We start from the raw sequence: 25,537 nt of genomic DNA, 5'->3' as shown, positions 1-25,537 counted from the left end.
TCAAATGAAAGCACCACTTGCCGGATGGCAACTGGAACGCAAGGAGAATAGACGTGGCACGTATCGCTGGCGTCAACATCCCGACGGCTAAGCGCGTTGTTATCGCCTTGACCTATATTCACGGGATTGGTTCGAAATTCGCGCAGGAAATCATGGACAAGGTCGGTCTTCCGGCTGACAAGCGCGTTCATCAGCTGACGGACGCAGAAGTCCTTCAGATCCGCGAAGCAATCGACCGCGACTATCGCGTCGAGGGTGATCTTCGTCGCGAAAACTCGATGAACATCAAGCGTCTGATGGACCTCGGCTGCTACCGCGGCCTGCGTCATCGCCGTGGTCTTCCAGTCCGCGGTCAGCGCACGCACACCAACGCACGTACCCGTAAGGGTCCGGCGAAGGCGATCGCTGGTAAGAAGAAGTAATTTTCCGGTTCTCCGGAAAGGGGAGGCTGGTGCAAGCCGCACCAGCCTTTCTGAGTTTGGCGAGATGCTTCTTAGGAAGCGGATTGCCGGTGTAGCCGCTGGTGTTACGGCGGTGAAGAGATCAATGAAAGGTATACCATGGCCAAGGAAGCCACTCGCGTTAAACGTCGCGAACGTAAAAATATCACGTCGGGTGTTGCGCACGTCAACTCGACCTTCAACAACACGATGATCACCATCACCGACGCGCAGGGCAATGCTATTGCCTGGTCGTCTGCTGGTGCCAAGGGCTTCAAGGGTTCGCGTAAGTCGACTCCATTTGCTGCCCAGATCGCTGCTGAAGATGCTGCGAAGAAGGCTCAGGAACACGGCATGAAGACGCTTGAGGTAGAGGTTTGCGGTCCGGGTTCGGGTCGTGAGTCTGCACTTCGCGCTCTCCAGGCTGCCGGTTTCATGATCACCTCCATCCGCGACGTGACACCGATCCCGCACAACGGTTGCCGTCCGCGCAAGAAGCGTCGCGTCTAACGCGTTTCTGTCTGGAAATTCCGCCTCGCTTCGGTCAGGCGGAATTTTCGCGTAATCGGCGTGTGGTTTGTCGGCGTGGCCGGTGTGCCGCCGCTTTCAAACCCTCCGATGAACCTTTGAGGTTCCTCTCGGTGATCATGCTCGGTCCGCCACGATTGAATGGTGGCGGCGAACGGAAGGTTTAAAGATGATTCAAAAGAATTGGCAGGAACTGATCAAGCCGAACAAGGTCGAGTTCACGTCTTCCAGCCGCACCAAGGTTACCCTTGTTGCCGAGCCGTTGGAACGTGGTTTTGGCCTGACACTTGGCAACGCGCTTCGTCGCGTTCTCATGTCGTCTCTGCGTGGTGCAGCTGTGACTGCCGTGCAGATCGATGGCGTTTTGCATGAGTTCTCCTCCATCCCCGGCGTTCGGGAAGATGTGACGGATATCGTACTCAACATCAAGGAAATCGCCATCAAGATGGATGGTGACGATTCCAAGCGCATGGTTGTGCGCAAGCAGGGTCCAGGTGCCGTGACGGCTGGTGATATCCAGACGGTTGGCGACATCGAAATCCTCAACCCTGACCACGTGATCTGCACGCTCGACGATGGCGCTGAAATCCGCATGGAATTCACCGTCAACAACGGCAAGGGTTACGTGCCAGCAGATCGCAACCGTGCAGAAGATGCGCCTATCGGCCTTATTCCGGTGGACAGCCTCTACTCTCCGGTCAAGAAAGTGTCCTACAAGGTGGAAAACACCCGTGAAGGCCAGGTTCTCGACTACGACAAGCTGATCATGACGATCGATACGAATGGCTCTGTTTCCGGCGAAGACGCCGTTGCCTTTGCTGCTCGCATTCTTCAGGACCAACTGGGTGTCTTCGTCAACTTTGACGAGCCACAGAAGGAAGCAGAAGAAGAATCGGTTACCGAACTGGCATTCAACCCGGCACTTCTCAAGAAGGTTGACGAGTTGGAACTGTCCGTTCGTTCGGCAAACTGCCTGAAGAACGACAACATCGTTTACATCGGTGATCTCATTCAGAAGACAGAAGCCGAAATGCTTCGCACGCCGAATTTCGGTCGCAAGTCGCTCAACGAAATCAAGGAAGTTCTCGCTTCCATGGGTCTGCACCTCGGCATGGAAGTGCCAGCATGGCCGCCAGAGAACATCGAAGATCTCGCGAAGCGTTACGAAGACCAATACTGAGTGGCATGAGGGAGACCGTGAACCGGTTTTCCAACACCATGCTGCATCAACACGAAACCAGATAAGAAGGCAGACCCGTTAAAGACTGCCTTTCCCCGTCAAACAGCAGGCCCGGTCAGAGAGACAGGTTGCCTGCATGTGCCAGGAAACGGCAGGCCCGGATAGGGATCCTGCGCTAAAGGAGAATAGCAATGCGCCACGGAAATTCAGGCCGCAAGCTCAATAGAACCGCCAGCCACCGCAAGGCAATGTTTGCCAACATGGCTGCTTCGCTCATCACGCATGAGCAGATCGTAACAACTCTGCCAAAGGCGAAGGAAATTCGCCCGATCGTAGAACGTCTTGTAACGCTCGGCAAGCGCGGCGACCTGCACGCTCGTCGTCAGGCCGTGTCCCAGATCAAGGATCAGGACGCCGTTCGCAAGCTGTTCGACGCGATTGCGACACGTTACGCAACCCGCAACGGCGGCTACCTGCGTATCATGAAGGCTGGCTACCGTCAGGGCGACAATGCCGCTTTGGCTGTTATCGAGTTTGTTGAGCGCGACGTCGACGCCAAGGGCGCAGCCGACAAGGCTCGCGTTGCTGCTGAAGCGGAAGCCGCAGAAGCCGCATAATATTCAGGCGCTCTCGAGCGTCGGATCATAAAAAAGCCGGGTGAGCGATCACCCGGCTTTTTGCTGTTTTGTCGCAAGCCACGTCGGTCTTAGGTGTGCGATTATGCTTCGTTTTGCGCATCTCTATAAATGTCACCATCCCGTGCCGCCCGGCGCCATGGGCGGGCTTTGTTGAGCGCCCCGTCATAGGCCGGGTTATCGCGGTCAATTAGCGCAAAGGCCAATGCATTTCGCGGCTCGGCAGGGCAATGGGAAATGATCTTGCCATCGGGGCCGATAATTCCGGCTGGGCCTTCGGGCGCGGTTTGAGCGGGTGTCGCGCCGCTGATCCACAGGCAGTTGAAACCTGCATGGGCGCGAAGGGCGATCTGGAAGAAGTTTCTAATACCGTATGAGGAGAACAGGATCGCATCGACATCCAGCCGCTCATATTCCATGAACAGTTCCGGAAATTGGACCTCGATGCAGGTAAGGCAGCCGAAACGGTAGCCGTCTATCTCGAGTGTTACAGGCTGTTTGCCGGGCGTGAACCAGCCAGACAGCTCGGAATTTGAGAGATACCGCTTGTCGTATCTCGCCACCAAATCTCCGCTGTCACTGACAATATACTGGCTGTTGTGCGGTGGGTGAGGGGAGTTGAACGGATGGGCAGAACCCACCACTGCAAATATACCGTGCTTTTTGCAGGTTTGCGCAATCGCTTCCAATTCCGCAGAGTGGCTTTTCCAATCCAGCTGGTGCCAGTCTTCAGGTGAGGCGATTTGTGCTTTGGAATAGCCTGATAATGCACCCTCGCAGAAATTGACGAGACGCGCGCCTTGTTTTGCCGCTTCCTCGATAAGTACACGTATCGTCCGTCCATTTTCAGCGATGTCGTTTGTGACGATGCTTTGGGCTGCCGCTATTTTCATGAGTGTCGTTCCAGCTTACTCCGGCACGGAAATCCGTCGTTTGATGTGCTTCAGATGCGCGACGATGGTGAAGGTCATGATGACGAGAAGTGACCATGAACTCCATTTGCCGATGTGCACCACAGACCACGCGCCGAGTTGGTTGGGGTAGCGCCAGATGCCGAATATTGTCGCGATGTTCTCTGCGAGCCAGATGAAAAAGCCGATGAGGATGAAGGACAGCAGCATGGGCATTGTGCGGTCGCGGTCATAGGGGCGGTAGATGACGGTGGCGCGGGCGTAGAGGCCCACGGCGCAGGCGGCAATGTACCAGCGGTAATCTCCGATGAAGTGGTGGGTGAAAAAATTGACGTAGACGGCGATGCCGATCAACGTGGCCATCCAGTAGCTGGGATGATGTTTGATCCGGACATCCAGCAGGCGCCATGCCTGAATGATGTAGCTGCCGATGGCGGCGTACATAAAGCCGGAAAACAGCGGCACCCCAAGCACTTTCGTATAGGCGAAATCCGGGTAAGACCATGACTGGATGCTGCTGGACGTCTTGAAGACTTCCAGCGCAAAGCCGACAACGTGAAACAGCAGAATGGCCTTTGCCTCATCCAGCGTTTCCAGCTTGCTCCAGATCATGAAGAACTGGATGGCAAGCGCGATGACGAGCAGCACGTCATAACGCGGCAGGCCGAAGACGCCGGCGCGCGGCACCAGAAAAATCGCCAGGAAAAACAAGCCGACGAACAAACAGGCACGCGCTTGCTTGATGCCGAAATAGAGAAATTCGACGATGAAGCGTTTTGCACCTTTCAACTCACCCCAAGGCTGGGTATCGCACAGAAATGCGTCGAGTGAGGACAGGCGGCTGGAAGGGATGGCGGTCTCGGTCGTCAAAGCCGGTAATCCTCGTTGCTCGGTACGATTGCATGTCTATAGCAAAACGGGAATAAAGCGACATGATGATCGAACAGAAATTTTGCCGGAGAATTGCGCTGCTGTTTGCAGCTTGTGTGGTGATTTTGGCCGGACTGGCTTTGCGGCGTTACGGTTACACGATCGGCCTGCCGTTTATCATCGTGAAATACGGCGGGTCGGTGCTGTGGGGATCGATGGTCTATCTGCTGGTGGCGGCGACAACGCCAAGGCGGCTTGCCGTTCCCCTGGCATGTTCAGTGGCGATCGTGGTGGAGTTCATCCGGCTTATACATTTCCCGGCGCTGGATGCGTTCCGAGCAACAACGGCTGGGGCGCTGCTGCTCGGGCGCGTGTTTTCGCTGTGGAATATTGCCTGTTATCTTGTGGGTATAGGTCTGGCGGCGCTTATCGCGACGCGTTAGGTCTGTACGGCCGGTTGTAATAGGCGTTGGTTCCGTCATCCATCTCCATCTTCAATCGGATGGAAGAGGATAAATCCGTTTATGGACGCGTGGAGAAAGTTCTCTCTTTTTTTTCAGGCAGATTTTGTTTTGACGATTTGCGCTGTCTTTTAATCCTCATGATCGTTGGCCGTGCAAGACGGTATCCGAGCAGCAGCACCATCACCGAAATATAGAACACCGGCTCCAGCGTCAGGGATTTGCGGGCCAGCACGAAGTGCAGGACGCCGACGATCAGCACCAGATAGACGAGCTTGTGCAGCGTGTTCCAGCGGCTGCCGAGGGTGCGGATAGACCAACGGTTGGAGGTGAGGGCGAGCGGGATGAGCATGAGAAAGCCCGCCATGCCGAACATGATGTAAGGCCGTTTCAGCACATCGCCGAGGATGGAGCTGAAGATCAGCCCGCGATCCAGAATGATATAGACGGCGAGATGCGACAGCACGTAATAAAAGGCCACCAGCCCAAGCGCACGCCGGTAGGCGATGAGGTTGGTGTTGAACAGATCGCGCAGCGGCGTCACGCAAAGGCCGATGCAGAGAAAGCGCAGCGCCCAGATGCCCAGCAGATGCTCGAATTCTTTGACCGGATTGAATCCCAGCCCGCCTGTGGCCGCGAGATAGAAATACCACAGGCCGGGACAGAGACCGACAATATACACCGCCCAGATGGCGGCGGGCTGATATCGCTTCGGCAGCGAGGGGAGTGAAAGCGCGATTGCCATGCTCAGTAATTCGCTTTCAAATCCATGCCGGTGTAAAGGCTGGCAACCTCTTCATATCCATTGAACATCAATGTCGGGCGGTTCTGCGTGCTGAAAACGCCGCCTTCGCCGATACGTTGTTCATGTGCCTGGCTCCAGCGCGGATGGTCGACATTCGGATTGACGTTGGAAAAGAAGCCGTATTCACGGGCGTTGGAATTTTTCCATGTCGTTTCCGGCTGTTTTTCCACCAGCGAAATGCGAACGATGGATTTGATGCCCTTGAAACCGTATTTCCACGGCACGACAAGACGAATGGGCGCGCCGTTCTGGTTCGGCAGCGTTTCTCCGTAAAGACCGACGGCCAGAATGGTCAGCGGATGGCGGGCTTCGTCCAGACGAAGACCTTCGACATAGGGCCAATCCAGCGGCTGGAAGAGGCCGCGTTGTCCCGGCATTTCCTCTGGCCGAACCACCGTTTCAAAAGATACGAATTTGGCGCTGCCCAGCGGCTCGACCTTGTCCAGCAATGCGGACAGCGGAAAGCCAATCCACGGAATGGCCATGGACCAGCCCTCTACGCAGCGCATCCGGTAGGTGCGTTCTTCCAGCTGGTATTTCAACAGGTCTTCTATGTTGAATTCCTGCGGTTTGCCGACCAGCCCATCGACCTTCACGGTCCACGGCGTTGGCTTGAAATCACCGGCGTTCTCTTTGGGATCAGTCTTGCCCGTGCCGAATTCATAGAAATTATTGTAGCTGGTGACGGCATCGAGCGGCGTCAGCTTTTCATCCAGTTTGTAAGCGCCGGGGGCGGCAGACAGGGGCGCTGCCATCGCATCTTGCCCCGCAAGCCCCAGCGCGGCGAAACCGGCAGCCGTGCCGAGAAAGTTTCGTCTGGACAGATAGATGTCGCGTGGTGTGATGTCGGTGGAAGGAATATGGGGTGGGCGGTAGGCGGGCATGGAAACCTCCTGAGGGAGCCAAGGGAGCGGTGTCGCTGTTCGTACCTACTACGTTGGCATCATAAGATATGTTTCAGCTTTTAAACAAAAAAAAGCGGTTAATGTGCGCGATCGCGTATTCGTGACAATAATCCCTGAAATATTGGGGTATGTGAATTGGCGTACCGTACCGAACCGTACTGTTTTGCCGGAAGGTGACAGTGACACGTCAGCGCGTTTGGAGTAGAACGCTCTTAACAGCGAAGGGAAGGCGTCTATGGTGCCTTTGGAGGAAGCCTTTCGCGTGAGACAAATCGAGGAATAAGCACATGCCAGTCTATCGCTCCAGAACGACAACCCATGGCCGCAACATGGCCGGTGCCCGCGGCCTTTGGCGCGCAACCGGAATGAAGGATGGCGATTTCGGCAAGCCGATTATCGCTGTCGTCAACTCTTTCACGCAGTTCGTGCCGGGCCATGTCCACCTGAAGGATCTCGGTCAGCTCGTGGCGCGTGAAATCGAGGCCGCCGGTGGCGTTGCCAAGGAATTCAACACCATCGCCGTGGATGATGGCATCGCCATGGGCCATGACGGGATGTTGTATTCGCTGCCATCGCGCGAAATCATTTCCGATAGTGTCGAGTACATGGTCAATGCCCACTGCGCCGATGCGATGGTGTGCATTTCCAACTGCGACAAGATCACCCCCGGCATGTTGAGCGCCGCCATGCGCCTCAATATTCCTGCCGTTTTCGTGTCCGGTGGACCGATGGAAGCGGGCAAGGCCGTGCTGCACGGCAAGACCGTGGCGCTTGATCTTGTCGACGCGATGGTTGCTGCTGCCGATGACAAGATGACGGATGAAGAAGTCGACACCATCGAACGTGCCGCCTGTCCGACCTGCGGTTCTTGCTCCGGGATGTTCACGGCCAATTCCATGAACTGCCTGACGGAAGCGCTGGGTCTGGCTTTGCCCGGCAACGGTTCTACGCTCGCCACCCACTCGGATCGCAAGCGCCTGTTTGTCGAGGCTGGCCATCTGATCGTTGATCTGGCACGCCGCCATTACGAGCAGGATGATTATACCGTTCTGCCACGCTCGATTGCCACCAAGGCGGCATTCGAGAACGCCATTGCGCTGGATATCGCCATGGGCGGCTCCACCAACACCGTGCTGCACATTCTGGCCGCAGCGCATGAAGGTGATGTCGATTTCACCATGGAAGACATTGATCGCATGTCGCGCAAGGTGCCGTGCCTGTCCAAAGTCGCGCCTGCCAAGCAGGACGTGCATATGGAAGACGTTCACCGCGCAGGCGGCATCATGCGTATTCTGGGCGAGCTGGACCGTGGCGGTCTTATCAACCGCGATTGCTACACGGTGCATGAACCCACGCTCGGCCACGCCATCGACCGTTGGGACATTACCCGCACCAACAGCGAAACCGTGCGCCAGTTCTTCAAGGCGGCGCCCGGTGGCGTGCCGACGCAGGTTGCGTTCAGCCAGTCCTCGCGTTGGGATGAGCTGGACACCGACAGCGAGAACGGTGTTATCCGCTCCGTTGAAAAGCCGTTCTCCAAGGATGGCGGTCTGGCAGTTCTTTACGGCAACATCGCGCTGGATGGCTGCATCGTGAAGACGGCAGGCGTTGACGAGTCGATCCTGAAATTCAACGGCGTTGCCGTGGTTTATGAGAGCCAGGATGCGGCCGTTAAGGGCATTCTGTCCAACGAAGTGACGGAAGGCGATGTCGTCGTCATCCGCTACGAAGGTCCGAAGGGCGGTCCGGGTATGCAGGAAATGCTTTACCCAACCAGCTATCTGAAGTCGAAGGGGCTGGGCAAAGCCTGCGCACTCATCACCGACGGTCGCTTCTCTGGTGGCACTTCTGGCCTGTCCATCGGCCATGCGTCGCCAGAAGCAGCGCAAGGTGGCGCCATCGGCCTCGTGCGTCAGGGTGATCCTATTGAGATCGATATCCCCAACCGCACGATCAACCTCAAGGTTTCGGACGCCGAACTGGCTGCGCGCCGCGCCGAACAGGACCAGCTTGGCTGGAAGCCTGCGGACAAGCGCAAGCGCAACGTGACGACGGCTCTCAAAGCCTACGCCGCGTTTGCCTCCAGCGCCGATAAGGGTGCGGTGCGTATTCTGCCGGAATAAGTTCTGCGGATATTGGATATTGAAGCCGTCCGGTTATGCCGGGCGGCTTTTTTGTTTGAACCGGAACTGGCTTCTCTTCAAAACGTTCGATGGCACCAACAAAACGAGGATTAAAATCAATGAAACGCGCAATCGTGACCGGGGGTGCTGGTCTGATCGGTACTGGTGTTATTGAGGCATTGCTGACGGAAGGTTGGACCGTTGCGTCATTCGATGTGAAGGAAGGGACGACCAAAGCGCGGCATGTGTATTGCGATGTTGGCGATGAAAGCTCGGTCGCGGCGGCCTTCGAGCAATTGGGATGGAAGGGGTTGGAGCTTCTTGTCAACAATGCGGGCATTGCCGGGCCGGTGAATGGGCCTATCCACAAACTGTCATTATCAGACTGGCGCAAGGTAACGGACAGCCATTTGACGGGTGCGTTCTTGATGGTGCGCTCTGCCGTGCCTTTGATGGGCGAGGGGGCTGGTATCGTCAATATGGTATCCACCCGCGCGTTTATGTCGGAACCGGACACCGAAGCCTATGCCGCGTCCAAAGGCGGGTTGGTGGCGCTGACCCACGCGCTTGCCGTCAGCCTCGGACCGAACATTCGCGTCAACGCCATCGCGCCCGGCTGGATTACCAACGACACGGATTTGCGAAAGAAGGACCATGCGCAGCATTTGGTAGGGCGCGTGGGAAAGCCGCAGGATATTGCCGACGCCGTCGTTTATCTTGCCGGAGCGGGCTTTATGACGGGGCAGGTGATGGTTCTGGACGGCGGCATGACGAAGAAGATGATCTACGAGGAGTAATCAGCCGCCTTGGTGAGAAACTGATTCAAGGCGCTCGGATGTTGAATCCGAAAAATGGTTCAAACTTCTGATGTCGTTGGGTTTTCCATCTTTTGACTATAGAGCGCCGAAAGTCACAATGGAGTGAAGACCGTATCGCGGTTCTTTTTACCGCTGCCAGGCCCACTAAATGAAACGGCATGAAACGTCGCACCGCACTTGCTCTCATGGCTACATTGCCATTCGCCTCCCTTGTCCGCGCCCAATCGACAGAGGGTTTTCAGCCATTGCTCGAGAAAGCCGATGCACTGGACAGTTTGAAGGCGGTTATCGTCAGCGTCGATGGCAGGGAGGTCGCCAGCCGCGCCTATCATGGCGCGTCGCTGAGCGGCTCGACCAACATCAAATCCGCATCGAAATCCATCGTTTCGGCGCTGGTGGGCATGGCGATCGATCGCAAGATATTGGATGGCACCGATCAGCCTATCGCGTCTGTGCTGCGCACGGATTTTCCGTCTGGTCCCGATCCGCGATTGGAGCGGGTGACGATTGGCAATCTGCTGTCCATGAAATCCGGTCTGGAGCGCATGTCCGGTCCCAATTATGGGCGCTGGGTTTCCAGCCGAAATTGGGTACGCATGGCGCTGGGTTCCGGTTTCGCGGGAGAGCCGGGTGGCGGGATGCTCTATTCCACCGGCTCCACGCATCTGCTGTCGGCAATCCTCACGAAAGCATCGGGCCGTTCCACGCTGGCATTGGCGCGAGACTGGTTTTCACCGCTCGACGGTTTTTCCATCGGCGCGTGGGAACGTGATCCGCAGGGGATTTATCTGGGTGGAAACCAGATGGCGATGACGGCGCGCTCCTTGCTGGCCTTCGGTGAGCTCTACCGCCGTGGTGGCGTGACGCCCGATGGCGATAGGCTGTTGTCCCAGACGTGGATCGACCAGTCCTGGGTCCAGCGCACCAATTCCGTCTTTAATGGCGATGGATACGGGTATTGCTGGTTCATCAAGGATATGGCGGGAGAGAAGGTCTATTATGCCTGGGGGTATGGCGGCCAAATGCTGTACATCGTGCCGTCCAAAAAGCTTTCCGTGGTCATGACCTCCCGAGAGGACGCGCCATCGGCGCGCACCGGCTATCGGGATCAACTGCACGGGTTGATGTCGGACATCATCAGCGCGGCTTAAAGCGGCCTGTTGATGTTCTGGAACGCTTCGCCCAGCTTCACCATGCGCTCATCATAGGCTTTGGTCAGGCAGGCGGCATCGGCGGCGCAGGTCTGGCGGTGTTTGAGCCATTCGCTTTGTTCGGTGCGCAGCGTGTCTCGGGCGCCCATGGCCATCAGTTGGGTGAGAATGTCGAAGGTGGTTGCCATCCGCACATCCTGATCATTCAGGGCGCGATTTTCACAGATCGTCTTTTCGTCTGCCGCAAGGTCTGTCTTGGTGCAATCAAAGCTGGCCGCGCCAACAGGCGAGCCGTGAGAATAGGATGCGATAACAATCAGGGCGGCAAGGATATGTTTCTTCAAATGCATGTGGATCTCTTTTCAGAACCGGACTTTATATGCCGTCTAAAGCATGTCGCGCAAAAGTGTGCAGCGGTTTTGCGGTAACGACATGCGCTTAAAGTCCGGAGAACCGCAACTTGTTCCATTGTTATATTCGGCGCACAGTTCGTCATGATCTTGCCGCGCTTTGATTTATAGGCTTAAGCGTTATAACTCCATCATACTGATGAAGATGAGGAATCACATGCCAAGCATGTCGAAGTATCTGACCACCGGCTTTCTGAGCGCCCTGCTTTTGATGCCGGTAACGGCGCGCGCGCAGGACAGCAAAGCCGTACCTTCCAGCACGGCGGACATGCAGCTGTCCTTTGCGCCGCTCGTCAAACGCACTGCGGGTGCCGTTGTGAATGTTTACGCGGAACGCGTCGTGCAAAAACGGGCCTCGCCTTTTGCGGGCGATCCGTTCTTCGAGCAGTTTTTCGGGCAGCAATTGCCCAACCGCACGGAAAAGCAATCTTCTCTCGGCTCCGGCGTTATCGCCACGGCCGGCGGGCTGGTGGTGACGAACAATCACGTCATCGATGGCGCGGACGATATCAAGGTGGCACTGGCGGATGGCCGTGAGTTTTCCTCCAAGGTTCTGCTGAAAGATGACCGGCTTGATCTGGCCGTCTTGCAGATCGACGCGAAGGAGCAGTTCCCGGTTCTGCAACTGGGTGATTCCGATAAGACCGAGGTGGGTGATCTCGTTCTCGCCATTGGCAACCCCTTCGGTGTCGGCCAGACGGTGACGAGCGGTATCGTGTCGGCACTGGCGCGCAATCAGGTGACGCAGGGCGATTTCGGTTTCTTCATTCAGACGGATGCCTCCATCAACCCCGGCAACTCCGGTGGTGCGCTGATGAACATGGCGGGTGAGCTGATCGGCATCAACACGGCCATCTTCTCCCGCGGTGGCGGATCGAACGGCATCGGTTTTGCCATTCCTGCCAATCTGGTGCGGGTGTTCCTTGCTGCTGCCGAAAAGGGCGATACGAGTTTCCAGCGTCCTTATGTTGGCGCAACGTTTGACCCCGTGACATCCGAAGTGGCCGAAGCGCTTGGCCTCAAGCGGGCGCGTGGCGCGCTGGTCGTCAGTGTGGTGAAGGATGGGCCTGCCGAGAAGGCTGGCATTGAGCCGGGGCAGGTGGTGACGGCGGTGAATGGCATCGAGGTCGAGCACCCCGACGCGCTGGGGTATCGCCTGACCACAGCGGGCATTGGCAAATCTGCCAAGATCACGCTGATCGACAAAGGGCAGGAGAAAAACGTCACCATCGCGCTGGATACCGCGCCGGAAACAGCGCCGCGTGACGAGCGCCTGCTGGAAGGCCGCAATCCGTTTGCAGGCGCCACGGTTGCCAATCTCTCGCCAAAACTGTCCGACGAGTTGCGGATGCCGCAAGGCATCACGGGCGTCGTTATTGTTGATGTGAAACGCAATTCGCCCGCGTCCCGCGTTGGTTTCCAGCCAAAGGACATCATCGTCACCCTGAATGGTGTCGACATGGGCAAAACAGCAGATGTGCAACATGCGCTGGAAGACAATCCGGGCTTTTGGCGCGTGGAAGTCATTCGCGATGGCCAGCGCCTGCGGCAGTTCCTGCGATGAGCGGCGATCTCTTCGCCCCGCAAATTCCAGCAGAGGTCGCCAGCCGGCGACCTCTGGCAGACCGGCTGCGCCCGACAACACTTGCAGAGGTGACGGGCCAGCCACATCTGACGGGCGAGGAGGGCGTTCTGCGCCGCATGATCGAGAGCGGCTCTCTCGGGTCGATGATATTCTGGGGTCCGCCCGGCACGGGAAAAACGACCGTTGCACGGTTGCTTTCCGGCGAGGCGGGGCTGGCTTTCGAGCAAATCTCCGCCATTTTCTCCGGTGTGGCCGATCTGAAAAAAGTGTTCGAAAGTGCACGTGCCCGCCGTATGAACGGGCGGCAGACCTTGCTGTTCGTGGACGAAATCCACCGTTTCAACCGCGCACAACAGGACAGTTTTCTGCCTGTCATGGAAGATGGCACGATCATCCTCGTCGGCGCCACGACGGAAAATCCATCCTTCGAACTCAACGCCGCTCTTTTGTCGCGTGCGCGGGTGCTGACGTTCAAATCCCATGATGAAGACAGTCTCGAAGAGCTTTTAAAGCGCGCCGAGGATGTTGAAGGCAAGCCACTGCCGTTGATCGATGATGCGCGGGCCTCGCTGATCCGTATGGCGGATGGTGATGGGCGCGCCGTGCTGACGCTGGCCGAAGAGGTTTGGCGCGCAGCGCGCAAGGATGAGACTTTCGACACCGAAGGACTGACGCACATCGTGCAGCGCCGTGCGCCTGTCTATGACAAGGCGCAGGACGGCCATTATAACCTGATTTCGGCGCTGCATAAATCGGTGCGCGGGTCTGACCCGGATGCCGCGCTGTATTATCTGGCGCGCATGTTCGATGCTGGCGAAGACCCTCTTTATCTGGGGCGGCGGCTGGTGCGGATGGCGGTGGAAGACATTGGCCTTGCAGATCCGCAGGCACTGGTCATCTGCAATGCCGCCAAGGATGCTTATGATTATCTCGGTTCACCGGAGGGTGAACTGGCGCTGGCACAGGCCTGCGTTTATCTGGCGACCGCACCCAAATCCAACGCTGTTTACACCGCCTTCAAAGGCGCGATGCGGGCGGCGAAGGAAAATGGTTCTTTGCTGCCACCAAAGCATATTCTCAATGCCCCGACCAAGCTGATGAAAAGCGAAGCTTACGGCGATGGCTATCGTTACGATCATGATGAGCCGGACGCGTTTTCAGGGCAGGATTATTTCCCGGAGAAAATGGGGCGAACCAAATTTTATGATCCGCCGGATCGCGGCTTTGAGCGGGATATTCGCAAACGGCTGGACTGGTGGGCCAAGTTGCGCCGCGAGCGAAACGGCCAATAACTCAGGACGCCTTGCGCAAGACCGGCGCGGCATGGGCGGGCAGCATCTTTACCGATGATTCCGCCAGCGCATGATGGCCTTCGCAATCCACGATGAGGTGCCAATGGGACGTCTCGGGAATTGCGAGCCTGATCGGTGATTTCTTGGCGACGCCGCCGAGATATTTGAAATCCAGCATTTCCGTAAAACGCTGGTAATTGCCTGGTGTCATGAGCCGCACGTTGTTCACGGCGTTCAACGATACCTCGATGATCGCGCCTGCGCGCAATTCCTTCAGGTTGTAATGGGTAAAGCGGAAGCTTGGCGTTGCCATGATGAGCCTCTTTATTATGAGATGTGGCCCATAATGATACGCGGCGATGCTTAACGCTTCTTTATCGCGATACTGCATTATCCGGCATTCAATAATTCCCCATGAAATTTTCTTTTTGTTGTGCGAATTATAATTTATACTATCGAATAATATCGCTTATCTCGTGATTTACACTGATTTAATTTTGTATTTGATTGTTCATGAAGTAAATATTCAATGTAGTATTAAATTTTAGATGTTCCTAATTGTAGTTTATTTATAATAAATATTTCTCAATTACCATTCTCTTGTGTTGTAACAATTGAAGTGGTCACCAGAATGAAACATCTTACGATTTCCATGCGCCTTTATGCGCTTGTCGCGTTGTTTCTTGTGATAATGGCGGCCGCTCTTACGTCCAGTCTGTTTGGCAGTTACCAGGGGATGGAGCGGGAGCGCAAAGCAGGACTTGAATCGATGACGCAAACCGGCGTCGGTATTCTTGGTCAATATTATCGCATGGAGCAAAACGGTACTTTGACGAGGGAGGTAGCGCAGCAGCAGGCCAAGGCGGCGATTGGTGCCATGCGTTATGAAAATGGCAGCGGCTATTTCTGGATCAACGATATGGGTCCAAAAATGGTCATGCACCCCATTAAGCCCGAGCTGAACGGAACCGATCTCAGTGCCAACAAAGATCCGAACGGCAAGCACCTGTTCGTTGAGTTCGTCAACACAGTCAAAGCGGGCGGCAAGGGGTTTGTCGATTATTATTGGCCGAAACCAGGCTCACCCGATCCTGTCGAAAAGTTTTCTCACGTTGCCGGATTTGAACCTTGGGGCTGGATTGTCGGCACGGGCGTATACGTTGACGACCTGAAAGCCACATTCTGGCGCGAAGCGCTGTGGATTGCAGGCGTCTGTGGCGTCAGCGCCATCGTCGTGCTTGCTGTTGCGGCCTTCGTCGTTGGTGGTGTCACGCGCCCGATTGGACGCCTCAAAGCCAGCATGAGCAGCATTGCCGATGGCAATGGCAATGCCGAGGTTCCATTTACGGACAACCGCAATGAAATCGGCGGCATGGCAAAAGCTCTTCTCATTCTGCGCAACTCGGTCAACGAGCGCGCCCAGATGCAGGTACGAGAAGCCGAACAGCAGCGTTCTATCGAAGAAACACGCCGTGGAAACGAGGAAGCTCTGCGGTCTGCCTCTGATCAGCAGGCCCATGCCATGGCTGAACTGGCCCATGCGCTGGAAAATCTGGCGCGTGGCGATCTGACCGTTCAGGTTGGCAATATCGGCGTTGAATATGAAAAGCTGCGCAACGACTTCAACGACGCCGTTGGGGAGTTGCACAACGTCATCTCGGCCATTGCCCGCACCAGCCATGTCGTGAATGACAGTGCTTCGGACATCAGCCAGGCCACGGGCAATCTTTCCCGCCGCACCGAACAGCAGGCTGCGGCACTGGAAGAAACAGCCGCGGCGCTGGACGAGATTACCGCAACGGTGCGCACGGCTTCTGAACGCGCCAATGAAGCGCGCCAGATGGTGATCGAAACGAAGACGAGCGCTGGCCGCTCCGGTGATATCGTTCGCAACGCTGTGGACGCCATGAACCGCATCGAGGACTCGTCCAAGAAGATCGGCCAGATCATCGTCGTCATCGACGAGATCGCGTTCCAGACCAATCTGCTTGCGCTGAACGCCGGTGTTGAAGCCGCGCGTGCAGGCGAAGCCGGTCGCGGTTTTGCGGTTGTGGCGCAGGAAGTGCGTGAGCTTGCGCAACGTTCCGCCAATGCGGCGAAGGAAATCAAGACACTCATCAACAGCTCTGCCGATCAGGTTAGCGGTGGTGTGTCTCTGGTTCGCTCCACCGGTGATGCGCTGGATGAGATCGTTGCTCTGGTCAACCGCGTCGATGGTCACGTCAACACCATTGCCACCACCGCACGCGAGCAGGCAACCGGTCTTCAGGAGATCAACACCTCCGTCAACCACATGGACCAGATGACGCAGCAGAACGCGGCCATGGTGGAAGAAACGACGGCAGCCAGCCAGACACTGGCAGAAGAAAGCCGCCAACTCCGCTCGCTGCTGTCCCGCTTCCAGCTGGAAGGCACAGGACAATCCATGTCCCGCGCTGCTTAACCCACCTTCTCAGGCTATTCGAACGGGCGCTGCACTGCGGCGCCCGTTTCTGTTTTGAAACTTTGTTCAGCCGCCCATTTGCGCCACGCGACGCGTCATCCAGTTGACGTATGTGGTGCGTGTCATTTTACGGCGGGCAGCCTCGGTGTCGATGAAATCAAGCACATCGGCGTCGAGCATCATATTGGCGCGGACGGGTTTGCCGGCAACGCGTATGAGCGGAACGCTGACCAGCGTTGCACCCGAAGGTACCGTAACATTCTCAAGGGCGCTGGGCTCGATCAAAGTCGCACCATCGCGTTCCGTCTCGATCGCGTAGTCACGTAAGGATTCTTCTGCGTTGATCAGCGCCTCGTCAATGGTCTCCCCCATTGCAACGACGCCATCAAGATCAGGAAAGACAACGCCGTAAGCGCCTTTTTCTCCGTCTATCAGGGCTGGGTATCTAAGTGTCATGGTTTGCTTCCCGTGATGTGTGGATGTTGTTTTATTGTTGTTTTTGTTGTTTTTGTTCTTTGGATGTTTGATCGGGAATTTGGGAAGGGCTAAGCGCCCCATCCCGCTTTCTTCGCGATGGACCCAGCAACTCCGGGGCTTACATTGCGGTGCCTTGGCACTTGCACGACGCCCTTCTCAGGATGGCGATAGATATCGTGCGCGGCGCCATGTCTGTCGAAGGTCCAACCCTCATCTTTCAACCGCCTTATAATTTTTGCAGTATGTGTTTCCATCGCAACTCCCTAAAATATGTGCAATTATATGCACGATTTCCTGAGTCAAATCAATATTCTTGTGCATATATTTGCACGAACAGGACGGCGGAGTTTTTAGACTGGCTGCTAGTCGAGGCGATGTGTCGACAGCGTGCACTTGATCCAACATGACATCCCCAATCATTTGCCTGTCAGTTTCTCTGCGTCCGCAAAAAGGGTTCGTTTACCAAATTTGTTTAAGATTTAGTTTGATTGCCGCGCGTTGCGGCCGCTGAAGGTACAGGTTTCTGGTATGGCGTATGTTTCCCTTCCGCGTCGTTTTGTGACGTTGCTGTTAATGTCCACGGTGATCGTATCGTGCTCGGCGGAGGGGCTTGTGCCTCCCGCCGAAGTGGATGGTGCCACGCGGGTCAGTTCCATCCGCTCTTCCAACCAGCAAAATTACAGCGTGCCACCAGCAGGCGATATGCAAAGCCAACCGGCCAGCGATTATTCCGCTTTGTCTCAGCCGATGCCGGACCATGCGCCTTCTCGCGATCCTTTGTTGCAAGCGGCACCCGGCCAGCAATTCTCCACGCTGGACGCTCAACAGCAGCGTCTGGGTGGCCAACAGCCGATGTCCGATGCGGCGATGTCCGATACGGCCATGGCCGAGGGGCAGGGCGGCGTGAACATGGATAACGAGCTTGGCGTTGCGCCCGTGCGTGGGCTGGCCGAAGAGGAGGACATGGATATTGCCGGTGCTGGCGGGTCCGATCCGACGATGGCTGCACCACCGCGCCAAAGCCGACCACTCAACCAGTCCCGCCTCATTCCGCCACCGGGCGAAGGCCAGCGGCAACGTCAGCCTGTGCAGGATGTGGCGATGCTGATGCCGCAAAATCCGATGCAGGAAAACCGCTCGTCTGCGCCTCCGGGCATGATGCCGCAATCGGAAATCGCCTGCCGCTCGGAACTGCGCCGGCTTGGCGTTTCGTTTCGCGATGTTGCGCGCATAGCGGATGGCCCGACATGCGGCATCGATTACCCCATCGAACTCAGTGGCCTTGCCAGCGGTGTCGATGTGCGGCCTGCGGTGAAGCTGAATTGCCAGGTTACGGTCGCGTTTGCCAAGTGGGTGAAGTTCGAACTCGTGCCATCCTCCCGCTTTCGTTATCTTTCGGGTGTTGGGCGGATCACGCCGATGGGCGGTTATTCCTGCCGCAAGATGAATTCGCGTTCGAGCAATCCGTGGTCTGAGCATGCGCGTGGCAACGCCATCGATATCGGCACGATTACCCTGAAAAACGGCAAGGAAATCGATGTCCGGAAAAAGAGCTTTTTTGCTTTCCGCGAAAATGCGCTTTTGAAGGCCGTGCGGAACGATAGCTGCAAATATTTCTCGACGGTTCTTGGGCCGGGAAGCGATCCAAACCACTGGAACCACTTCCATTTCGATCTTCGCACCCGCAAGTCCGGTTATCGTCACTGCGATTGAGTTCGCATGATGAAATCGCATTTATAACAAGTTGATGATATTGCGGTAGGGATGGCTTTTCAACGCCCATGAACCTATATGCTTTCACACAGGCGTCTGTTGAAAGATAACTCATGAATTCCCCTGCAAAATCTATAGTTTCCATCCAGAACCTGACGAAATCCTACGCAAACGGTTTTCAGGCGCTGAAAGGCATCACACTCGATATCTATGAGGGCGAAATCCTTGCGCTGCTGGGACCGAATGGTGCTGGTAAAACCACGCTGATCTCCATCATCTGCGGGCTGGTCAATCCCGGAGAGGGCAAGGTATTTGTCGGCGGGCATGATGTCGTCAGCGAGTTTCGCAAAACACGCGCGCTCATCGGCCTTGTTCCGCAGGAACTGACGACCGACCAGTTCGAGACGGTTTGGAACACGGTGTCCTTCTCTCGTGGCCTGCATGGGCAGAAGAAGAACCCGCAACTCATCGAGAAAATCCTCAAGTCCCTCTCTCTGTGGAGCAAGAAGGACAACATGTTGCGGGAGCTTTCCGGCGGCATGAAGCGGCGTGTGCTGATTGCCAAGGCACTGGCGCATGAACCGAAGATCCTGTTTCTGGATGAACCCACGGCGGGCGTCGATGTGACCTTGCGCCGCGATATGTGGGAGGTGGTGGAGGAACTTCGCGCAACCGGCGTGACCATCATTCTCACCACCCATTATATCGAAGAAGCGGAAGAAATAGCCGACCGCGTGGGCGTTATCAACGGCGGCGAATTGTTGCTGGTTGAGGATAAGACCGCGCTGATGAGCAAGCTCGGCCGCAAACAGCTTTCGCTTGAACTTGCAGAGCCGGTGCAGACCTTGCCGGACAGTCTTGCCGAATTTCACCTCGCTCTTTCGCCGGATGGGTCCAACGTGACCTATGAATATGATCGCAATGGCGAGCAGGGCCGGATTGCCGATCTGCTGTCGGCGCTGTCTGGGGCGGGCATTCACTTCAAGGATATTTCGACGCGGCAGAGTTCCCTCGAGGACATTTTCGTGGCGCTGGTGGGAGGTCAAAAATGAACTTCGAGGCAGTCAAATCCATCTACCTGTTCGAAATGGCGCGCACGCGCCGCACTCTGTTGCAGAGCGTGGTGTCGCCAGTCATTTCCACATCTCTGTATTTCATCGTTTTCGGAACGGCAATTGGTTCGCGGATTCAGGAGGTTGAAGGCGTTTCTTACGGTGCCTTCATCACACCAGGTCTCATTATGTTGACCCTGCTGACACAGTGCATCAGCAACGGTTCTTTCGGTATCTACTTCCCGAAATTCACCGGCACGGTTTATGAAATTCTGTCCGCACCCGTGGCGATGACGGAGATTGTTGCGGGGTATGTGGGGGCGGCGGCCACCAAGGGGTTGATGATCGGGACGATCATTCTCATTACCGCATCGTTCTTCGTGGATATATCCATTGCCCACCCGTTCATGATGCTGCTGTTTTTTGTGCTGACGGCAATCAGCTTCAGCCTGTTCGGCTTCATCATCGGCATATGGGCGACGAATTTCGAGCAGCTCAATCTCATTCCAATGCTCGTCATTCCGCCACTGACATTTCTCGGTGGCAGTTTTTACTCCATCAACATGCTGCCGCCGTTTTGGCAAACGGTCAGCCACTTTAATCCGGTGCTGTATTTGATCAGTGGTTTTCGCTGGAGCTTTTACGAAATCGCGGATGTGAACCCGATTATCAGCCTCGTCATGGTCACAGTCTTTCTGGCCGTTTGCCTTGGCGTGGTGAGCTGGATGTTCAAGACCGGCTACAAGCTGAGAAACTGACAGCCGGAACCACTGCATTCGGAGGACATAAAAAAACTGGCAGCGCGAGCGCTGCCAGTTTTTTGTTTGTAGAGTGGTTAGGTTGGGTCGAAGCCGCCGTGGCCACCATGGCCGCCACCGTTGCCGTTGCCACCACCGTTGCCGTTGCCACCACCGTTGCCGTTGCCACCACCGTTGCCGTTGCCACCACCGTTGCCGTTGCCACCACCGTTGCCGTTGCCACCACCGTTGCCGTTGCCACCACCGTTGCCGTTGCCACCACCGTTGCCGTTACCGCCACCGTTGCCGTTACCGCCACCGTTGCCGTTACCGCCACCGTTGCCGTTGCCACCACCGTTGCCGTTGCCACCACCGTTGCCGTTACCGCCACCGTTGCCGTTGCCGCCACCGTTGCCGTTGCCGCCACCGTTGCCACCACCGTTGCCGTTGCCACCGCCGTCGCCATGGCCTCCGCCACCTTGGCCGCCGCCATGACCGCCACCGTGGCCTCCGCCACCGCCACCCCAGCCGCCATCACCGCCGCCGTGATCGCCACCACCGTGGCCGCCGCCATGACCGCCACCGTGGCCTCCGCCACCGCCACCCCAACCGCCATCACCGCCGCCGTGATCGCCACCACCGTGGCCGCCGCCGTGACCACCTCCGTGGCCTCCACCGCCGCCGCCCCAGCCGCCATCACCGCCGCCGTGGTCACCACCACCGTGGCCGCCGCCATGACCGCCACCGCCATGCCCGCCACCACCGTGGCCTCCGCCGCCGTGGTGACCGCCACCGCCGTGATGACCGCCGCCGCCAGGATTGCCAGGATTGCCAGGGTTACCTGGTGAGCCTGGGTCTGTGGTGCCTGGGTTGTCGTTTCTGTCGTTGTCGCCCTGATTATCGGCGACCACCGGGATCGAAGCCGTAGGCTTGCATAACAGCATGTATTCAAGAGTTCTTGGATTCAGCCGTTCGCACCGCTCTACACGCGTTTGTGCCGTCGCCAGTGTCGTGCTCGACAGCAAGATTGCAATACACGAAAACACAGTTGTTATCTTACTGCTCATGGGAATCCTCCATTGGATGGCAGTTTATGACCGCGTTGTGGAGGCTATATTAAGGAAATGTTATCCACAATATGCTGATATACTGTGATTATTTCGTGTTAATGTCTTGACAGTAATTACTTATAGCTAGATTCGCCTCGGCATTGCTCAAAAGTACTATTTCGTTTTGAGACGTTTTTTCCAATTATTTACTATTTTTTAGATTGGCGTGACTGGTGAAACCTGCCCCTAGATATTTGTTGCGTTTAATATTTTTCCCGATTTGGCACACGCCCTAAGGGGCTACGTTAATTTTTTTTTGATATTTCGGGCTAATCATGCAATGAGGTGGGCCTAGGCGCGTTTTTAAAGGTGTTTTTGGTTCGAGTACGGCGAGAGGTCGGTTCACCTTCAGTGTTAATGCCTAATTTGTTTTTGCGTGAATCGGGCGGCTGCAAATAGCCGGGCCCTTGGATCACCAGGCTATCTTGAAGGAACTGGCATAATCATGAAGATTTTTGTTTTAATATCCGCTCTTCTGGGCGCGGCAACGCTATGCTCAAATGTCTCCGCCGGCCAGCTACAGGCCACGCGCTCCATCACGGCACCGGAAGGTTTTACGTCTGCCTGTCAGCGTTACAGCTGGTTATGTGCGACCAAGGCTGGTGTGAAAATGGGGGACGCTGATGCCCTCGAGCTTCTCAACAAGGTCAATCGTCAGGTCAACGCGGCAATCCGTCCTGCGGAAGATAGTGTCGTTTACGGACGCAGCAATTTCTGGTCGCTGCCAAAGGATGGCCGTGGTGACTGCGAAGATTATGCCATGGCAAAGACCAAGGCTCTGATGGATGCGGGTTTCCCTGCCAACAAGATGTCCATATCCGTCGTGCTGGACCGCAGCGGCGGCAATCACGCCGTGCTGATGGTGCGCCTCTCGGATGGTGACTATGTGCTGGACAACATGACCAGCTCGATCAAATCCTGGGATCGCACTGGTTACACCTATCTGGCACGCCAGAAGTTCAACAACAAAGCGGCGTGGGAAGTCATTCTTGCCGGTCCGCGCGCTGGTCAGTTCAGCGAAATCTGATCGGGTTTACCTGTCCCTCAGTCTCAGCTCATCGGTTTGCATTTGCAGCGAACCGAGAGTGGACAGGAAGGTCATGCCCAGCAGGCTCTGGTCCAGCTGACCATCCTGCGCGACAAGGGCGGGCACGTTGCGCCGCACGATTGGGCCAATGGCGATTTCAGACAGGCGAACCGGAGCCGCCGATGTGCGACCATTGGCGGTCATGACGGTGACGGTATAGGCGAGGTTTGCCGGGTTGATGCCGACAGCCTCGGCGTCTGCCCTTGAAAGAACCACCGAGCTTGCGCCCGTATCGACCAGCATATGCACGGCTGCGCCATTCACCGACGCATCCGTTTCGAAATGTCCGCTCATCGATTTGCTGAGAATGACTTCCTGTTCGCCCTCCCGCGTGGTGGCGACGATGGCTGTGCCCGGCATAAGGCCAGCCAGCACACGATCTCCGAACCGCTGGAAATCGTAGCGATAGAGATATATCGAAACGAGACCGAGGATGATGACCAGCCAGATGGCAAGCTGGCGCAGCACCGTGGGCAGACCGCCCCGATTGCCTGCCACTATGCCCATAGACAGCAAAGCCGCGAAGGGCACGAGATAAAGCGCTTGCCCGAACTGCTCGTTGCGAATGCCGAAGGTATAACCGCTGTCATTATTGACGATGAGCAGCACAAGACCGATGCCGAGAACGAGTAAAATCAGGGTCAGCCTGTTCATACGCTCAAAGTCTCCTCAATATGTCCCGAAGCGTGCCGTGCAGATCGATGCGGAAGCTTGTCCATGATGGTCTGGCGCTGGGACTGCGAGTAGTTCGACCAGCCGGTAATTTCGTCGATGGTTCGATAACACCCCGTGCAATAGCCATTGAGGGGGTCAAGCGAGCAGATGTTGATGCAGGGCGTTTCCATGGCTTTTATATCTGCATTTCACGCAATGAGAGCAAGGGCCGCAAGGATCACGATCTCTGTGATTTGCTGCGTTGCGCCGATGGTATCGCCGGTATGGCCATCAATTTTGCGCGTGCACAAACGGCCAAACAGATAGGCCGTGACGAAAGGCGCCGCGAGTGCGACCAGCAGCGGCGCTGTTGAGAAGACAGGCAGGGTAAAGGCGAGGGCGAGGAGCGCGCCGCTGCCGAGTGCGATGTTTCGCTCATCGTCTCCGGGCTGGCCTACCGATGCAGCAACACCGCTTGTTCTGGCCGATGGCAGTGCCTGCCAGTGCCAGACCATCAGCGCGCGGCTGAGACTGGCTGCTGCGATGAGGCAGGTGGCGACAGCGAGCGGTGAGAGGTCACGGATCAAGGCTGCGATGGCCGCGACGCGAACGAGGAAAGAAAGAATGAGCGCGATGCCACCATAGGTGCCGATGCTGCTATCCTTCATGATGTCCAGCTTGCTTTCTTTTGTCTTTCCGCCGCCAAAACCGTCAGCGGTGTCGGCAAGGCCGTCTTCATGCAGGGCGCCGGTGATGACGGTTGCGATGCTCAGTGTTATCGCCGCTGCAAGCAAAGGGTCGGCATCGAGGCTGGCCAGAAGTGCGACGAGCACGGCGGCGGGCAGGGCGATCAGTGCGCCAGCGACTGGAAAGGCGCGCGCGGTTTTGCCCATCGCGCCATCATCGTTTTCAAAAAAGATGTCGTGCACGGGAATGCGGCTGAGAAAGCTCAGTGAACGCATGATATCTGTCAGAAAATCCCCGGCCCGCATCGTCTCTCCAGCAGTTGAGAAGGCACTGAACGGATTTGAGGTTGTTCCTCCGCGCATCCCCTATTATGAGAAGCGCAACAAAGACCGATTTGCCGGAAAACACAAGCGTCCGGCGCGATGAGAAAGACCGATATCATGAGCATGAGCGGATTGCCCTTTGATGATTTTCGCACCCTGCTGCGCGACCTGCCGGGGCCAGATACATATGCACTCGTTGCCGCCAAGGAGCGCAATGCGCAATTGACGAAGCCATCAGGTTCGCTTGGTCGTCTGGAAGAAATCGCCATGTGGCTGGCCGCATGGTCTGGCCGTGCGCCTGCCGTCACCCGCCCGCTGGTGGCGATTTTTGCCGGAAACCACGGCGTGACCCGCCATGGCGTCACCCCTTATCCGTCTTCCGTGACGCAGCAGATGGTGGAAAACTTTGCCGCTGGCGGCGCTGCCATCAACCAGATTTGCGTCACGCATGATCTCGGCCTGAAGATTTTCGATCTGGCGCTGGATTATCCGACCGGCGACATCACCTGCGAACCTGCTCTGTCCGAGCGCGATTGTGCCGCCACCATGGCCTTTGGCATGGAAGCGATTGCCGGTGGCACGGACCTGCTGTGCATCGGTGAAATGGGCATTGGCAACACCACCATTGCCGCCGCCATCAATCTGGCGCTTTACGGCGGCACGGCGGAAGAGTGGACTGGTCCCGGCACGGGTTCGCAAGGCGACGTGATGGCGCGCAAGATTGCCGCCGTGAAGGCGGCTGTGGAATTCCACAAGGATCATCTGTCCGATCCGCTGGAAATCATGCGCCGTCTGGGCGGTCGTGAAATTGCAGCGATGGCGGGCGCTATTCTTGCGGCGCGTGTCGAGAAAATTCCGGTTCTGATCGATGGTTATGTGGCAACCGCTGCCGCAGCACTGTTGAAGGCCGCCAATCCGGCAGCGCTCGACCATTGCCTGATCGGCCACGTCTCCGGTGAGCCGGGACATCTGGCGGCTGTTGAAAAGCTCGGCAAAACGCCGCTTCTGGCGCTGGGTATGCGGTTGGGTGAGGGCACCGGGGCGGCATTGGCCGCCGGTATCGTCAAAGCCGCAGCCGCGTGTCATTCCGGCATGGCAACATTTGCGCAAGCCGGCGTTGATACCCAGACCAATCACTGAG

28 protein-coding genes are annotated in these 25,537 nt (G+C 56.7%); 17 read left to right on the top strand and 11 right to left on the bottom strand.

The features are described 5' to 3' along the window. The first annotated feature begins 53 nt into the window (after window positions 1–53). From rpsM to rplQ, 4 genes are all read left to right on the top strand, one after another. On the top strand, window positions 54–422 hold the full coding sequence (gene rpsM, locus RMR16_RS07745) for a 30S ribosomal protein S13 (RefSeq protein WP_320202153.1): 369 nt from the start codon (window positions 54–56) through the stop codon (window positions 420–422). 138 nt (window positions 423–560) lie between these two features. Continuing rightward, entirely contained in the window at window positions 561–950 is a 390-nt protein-coding gene (gene rpsK, locus RMR16_RS07740; RefSeq protein ID WP_320202152.1) for a 30S ribosomal protein S11, read from the top strand. A 187-nt stretch (window positions 951–1,137) separates the two neighbouring features. Then, entirely contained in the window at window positions 1,138–2,148 is a 1,011-nt protein-coding gene (locus tag RMR16_RS07735) for a DNA-directed RNA polymerase subunit alpha (protein WP_320202151.1), read from the top strand. Between the two features lie 191 nt (window positions 2,149–2,339). After that, complete coding sequence (gene rplQ, locus RMR16_RS07730) at window positions 2,340–2,765, top strand: 50S ribosomal protein L17 (protein ID WP_320202150.1); 426 nt, start codon at window positions 2,340–2,342, stop codon at window positions 2,763–2,765. 101 nt (window positions 2,766–2,866) lie between these two features. Here rplQ and RMR16_RS07725 read toward each other — a convergent pair whose 3' ends face one another. Both RMR16_RS07725 and RMR16_RS07720 read right to left on the bottom strand, forming a co-directional pair. Further along, entirely contained in the window at window positions 2,867–3,676 is an 810-nt protein-coding gene (locus RMR16_RS07725; RefSeq protein ID WP_320202149.1) for a carbon-nitrogen hydrolase family protein, read from the bottom strand. Window positions 3,677–3,691: 15 nt separating this feature from the next. Then, on the bottom strand, window positions 3,692–4,564 hold the full coding sequence (locus RMR16_RS07720; protein ID WP_320202148.1) for a DUF817 domain-containing protein: 873 nt from the start codon (window positions 4,562–4,564) through the stop codon (window positions 3,692–3,694). 62 nt (window positions 4,565–4,626) lie between these two features. Between RMR16_RS07720 and RMR16_RS07715 the strand changes: the two genes are divergently transcribed. Next, a complete protein-coding gene (locus RMR16_RS07715) occupies window positions 4,627–5,007 on the top strand; it encodes a DUF2809 domain-containing protein (RefSeq protein WP_413786058.1) in 381 nt (126 codons plus the stop codon). Window positions 5,008–5,086: 79 nt separating this feature from the next. On the opposite strand, the gene msrQ is transcribed toward RMR16_RS07715, so the two are convergent. Both msrQ and msrP read right to left on the bottom strand, forming a co-directional pair. Then, on the bottom strand, window positions 5,087–5,770 hold the full coding sequence (msrQ, locus tag RMR16_RS07710) for a protein-methionine-sulfoxide reductase heme-binding subunit MsrQ (protein ID WP_320202147.1): 684 nt from the start codon (window positions 5,768–5,770) through the stop codon (window positions 5,087–5,089). Between the two features lie 2 nt (window positions 5,771–5,772). Next, window positions 5,773–6,714, bottom strand: coding sequence for a protein-methionine-sulfoxide reductase catalytic subunit MsrP (msrP, locus tag RMR16_RS07705; protein ID WP_320202146.1), 942 nt, complete (start codon window positions 6,712–6,714; stop codon window positions 5,773–5,775). Window positions 6,715–7,022: 308 nt separating this feature from the next. On the opposite strand from msrP, the gene ilvD reads away from it, so the two are divergent. From ilvD to RMR16_RS07690, 3 genes are all read left to right on the top strand, one after another. Then, window positions 7,023–8,858, top strand: coding sequence for a dihydroxy-acid dehydratase (gene ilvD, locus RMR16_RS07700; RefSeq protein WP_320202145.1), 1,836 nt, complete (start codon window positions 7,023–7,025; stop codon window positions 8,856–8,858). A gap of 119 nt (window positions 8,859–8,977) precedes the next feature. After that, window positions 8,978–9,655: an SDR family oxidoreductase gene (locus RMR16_RS07695; RefSeq protein ID WP_320202144.1), complete on the top strand. Its 678-nt coding sequence runs from the start codon at window positions 8,978–8,980 to the stop codon at window positions 9,653–9,655. Window positions 9,656–9,834: 179 nt separating this feature from the next. After that, complete coding sequence (locus tag RMR16_RS07690; protein WP_320202143.1) at window positions 9,835–10,827, top strand: serine hydrolase domain-containing protein; 993 nt, start codon at window positions 9,835–9,837, stop codon at window positions 10,825–10,827. Here RMR16_RS07690 and RMR16_RS07685 read toward each other — a convergent pair. Further along, complete coding sequence (locus tag RMR16_RS07685; protein WP_320202142.1) at window positions 10,824–11,177, bottom strand: lysozyme inhibitor LprI family protein; 354 nt, start codon at window positions 11,175–11,177, stop codon at window positions 10,824–10,826. The two genes, RMR16_RS07690 and RMR16_RS07685, sit on opposite strands and share 4 nt — an antisense overlap. 217 nt (window positions 11,178–11,394) lie before the next feature. Between RMR16_RS07685 and RMR16_RS07680 the strand changes: the two genes are divergently transcribed. Together RMR16_RS07680 and RMR16_RS07675 are read left to right on the top strand one after the other, a co-directional pair. Then, window positions 11,395–12,801, top strand: a complete 1,407-nt coding sequence (locus RMR16_RS07680; protein ID WP_320202141.1) for a DegQ family serine endoprotease — start codon at window positions 11,395–11,397, stop codon at window positions 12,799–12,801. Next, on the top strand, window positions 12,798–14,114 hold the full coding sequence (locus tag RMR16_RS07675) for a replication-associated recombination protein A (protein WP_320202140.1): 1,317 nt from the start codon (window positions 12,798–12,800) through the stop codon (window positions 14,112–14,114). The genes RMR16_RS07680 and RMR16_RS07675 overlap by 4 nt, the downstream gene beginning before the upstream one ends. Window position 14,115: 1 nt before the next feature. Here the strand turns inward: RMR16_RS07675 and RMR16_RS07670 are convergent, their stop codons facing one another. Then, entirely contained in the window at window positions 14,116–14,427 is a 312-nt protein-coding gene (locus tag RMR16_RS07670) for a DUF1883 domain-containing protein (protein WP_320202139.1), read from the bottom strand. A gap of 318 nt (window positions 14,428–14,745) precedes the next feature. Between RMR16_RS07670 and RMR16_RS07665 the strand changes: the two genes are divergently transcribed. Next, window positions 14,746–16,557 carry a methyl-accepting chemotaxis protein gene (locus tag RMR16_RS07665; RefSeq protein ID WP_320202138.1) on the top strand — a complete coding sequence of 604 codons (1,812 nt, stop codon included), beginning with the start codon at window positions 14,746–14,748 and terminating at the stop codon, window positions 16,555–16,557. Window positions 16,558–16,623: 66 nt separating this feature from the next. Here the strand turns inward: RMR16_RS07665 and RMR16_RS07660 are convergent, their stop codons facing one another. Together RMR16_RS07660 and RMR16_RS07655 are read right to left on the bottom strand one after the other, a co-directional pair. After that, entirely contained in the window at window positions 16,624–17,115 is a 492-nt protein-coding gene (locus tag RMR16_RS07660) for a type II toxin-antitoxin system HicB family antitoxin (protein ID WP_320202137.1), read from the bottom strand. Beyond that, window positions 17,103–17,288 (bottom strand): type II toxin-antitoxin system HicA family toxin, encoded by a 186-nt coding sequence (locus RMR16_RS07655; RefSeq protein WP_413786057.1) that lies wholly within the window; start codon window positions 17,286–17,288, stop codon window positions 17,103–17,105. The genes RMR16_RS07660 and RMR16_RS07655 overlap by 13 nt, the downstream gene beginning before the upstream one ends. A 274-nt stretch (window positions 17,289–17,562) precedes the next feature. Between RMR16_RS07655 and RMR16_RS07650 the strand changes: the two genes are divergently transcribed. The 5 genes from RMR16_RS07650 (at window position 17,563) to RMR16_RS07630 (ending at window position 22,672) form a co-directional block, all read left to right on the top strand. Then, window positions 17,563–18,747, top strand: a complete 1,185-nt coding sequence (locus RMR16_RS07650) for an extensin-like domain-containing protein (protein WP_320202136.1) — start codon at window positions 17,563–17,565, stop codon at window positions 18,745–18,747. A gap of 113 nt (window positions 18,748–18,860) precedes the next feature. Beyond that, the gene (locus RMR16_RS07645; protein ID WP_320202135.1) at window positions 18,861–19,799 is read left to right on the top strand and encodes an ABC transporter ATP-binding protein; all 939 of its coding nucleotides are present in this window, start codon (window positions 18,861–18,863) and stop codon (window positions 19,797–19,799) included. After that, a complete protein-coding gene (locus tag RMR16_RS07640; RefSeq protein WP_320202134.1) occupies window positions 19,796–20,557 on the top strand; it encodes an ABC transporter permease in 762 nt (253 codons plus the stop codon). The genes RMR16_RS07645 and RMR16_RS07640 overlap by 4 nt, the downstream gene beginning before the upstream one ends. Window positions 20,558–20,655: 98 nt before the next feature. Then, on the top strand, window positions 20,656–21,384 hold the full coding sequence (locus RMR16_RS07635) for a hypothetical protein (RefSeq protein ID WP_432354582.1): 729 nt from the start codon (window positions 20,656–20,658) through the stop codon (window positions 21,382–21,384). Between the two features lie 706 nt (window positions 21,385–22,090). Then, window positions 22,091–22,672 (top strand): transglutaminase-like cysteine peptidase, encoded by a 582-nt coding sequence (locus tag RMR16_RS07630; RefSeq protein WP_320201657.1) that lies wholly within the window; start codon window positions 22,091–22,093, stop codon window positions 22,670–22,672. A gap of 6 nt (window positions 22,673–22,678) precedes the next feature. Here RMR16_RS07630 and RMR16_RS07625 read toward each other — a convergent pair whose 3' ends face one another. From RMR16_RS07625 to RMR16_RS07615, 3 genes are read right to left on the bottom strand one after another with little or no spacing between them, the layout of a single operon-like run. Continuing rightward, window positions 22,679–23,386 carry a TIGR02281 family clan AA aspartic protease gene (locus RMR16_RS07625; RefSeq protein WP_320201658.1) on the bottom strand — a complete coding sequence of 236 codons (708 nt, stop codon included), beginning with the start codon at window positions 23,384–23,386 and terminating at the stop codon, window positions 22,679–22,681. Next, window positions 23,383–23,577, bottom strand: coding sequence for a DUF1289 domain-containing protein (locus RMR16_RS07620; protein ID WP_320201659.1), 195 nt, complete (start codon window positions 23,575–23,577; stop codon window positions 23,383–23,385). Before RMR16_RS07620 ends, RMR16_RS07625 begins: the two co-directional genes overlap by 4 nt. 18 nt (window positions 23,578–23,595) lie before the next feature. Further along, the gene (locus RMR16_RS07615; protein WP_320201660.1) at window positions 23,596–24,378 is read right to left on the bottom strand and encodes an adenosylcobinamide-GDP ribazoletransferase; all 783 of its coding nucleotides are present in this window, start codon (window positions 24,376–24,378) and stop codon (window positions 23,596–23,598) included. A 135-nt stretch (window positions 24,379–24,513) separates the two neighbouring features. Here RMR16_RS07615 and cobT point away from each other — a divergent pair, with 135 nt between their 5' ends. After that, window positions 24,514–25,536, top strand: a complete 1,023-nt coding sequence (cobT, locus tag RMR16_RS07610) for a nicotinate-nucleotide--dimethylbenzimidazole phosphoribosyltransferase (RefSeq protein ID WP_320201661.1) — start codon at window positions 24,514–24,516, stop codon at window positions 25,534–25,536. Window position 25,537 lies beyond the last annotated feature (1 nt).

Source organism: Agrobacterium sp. rho-13.3, assembly GCF_033957765.2.
Taxonomy (GTDB): domain Bacteria; phylum Pseudomonadota; class Alphaproteobacteria; order Rhizobiales; family Rhizobiaceae; genus Agrobacterium.
This window is presented reverse-complemented; position numbering and strand designations above follow the sequence as displayed.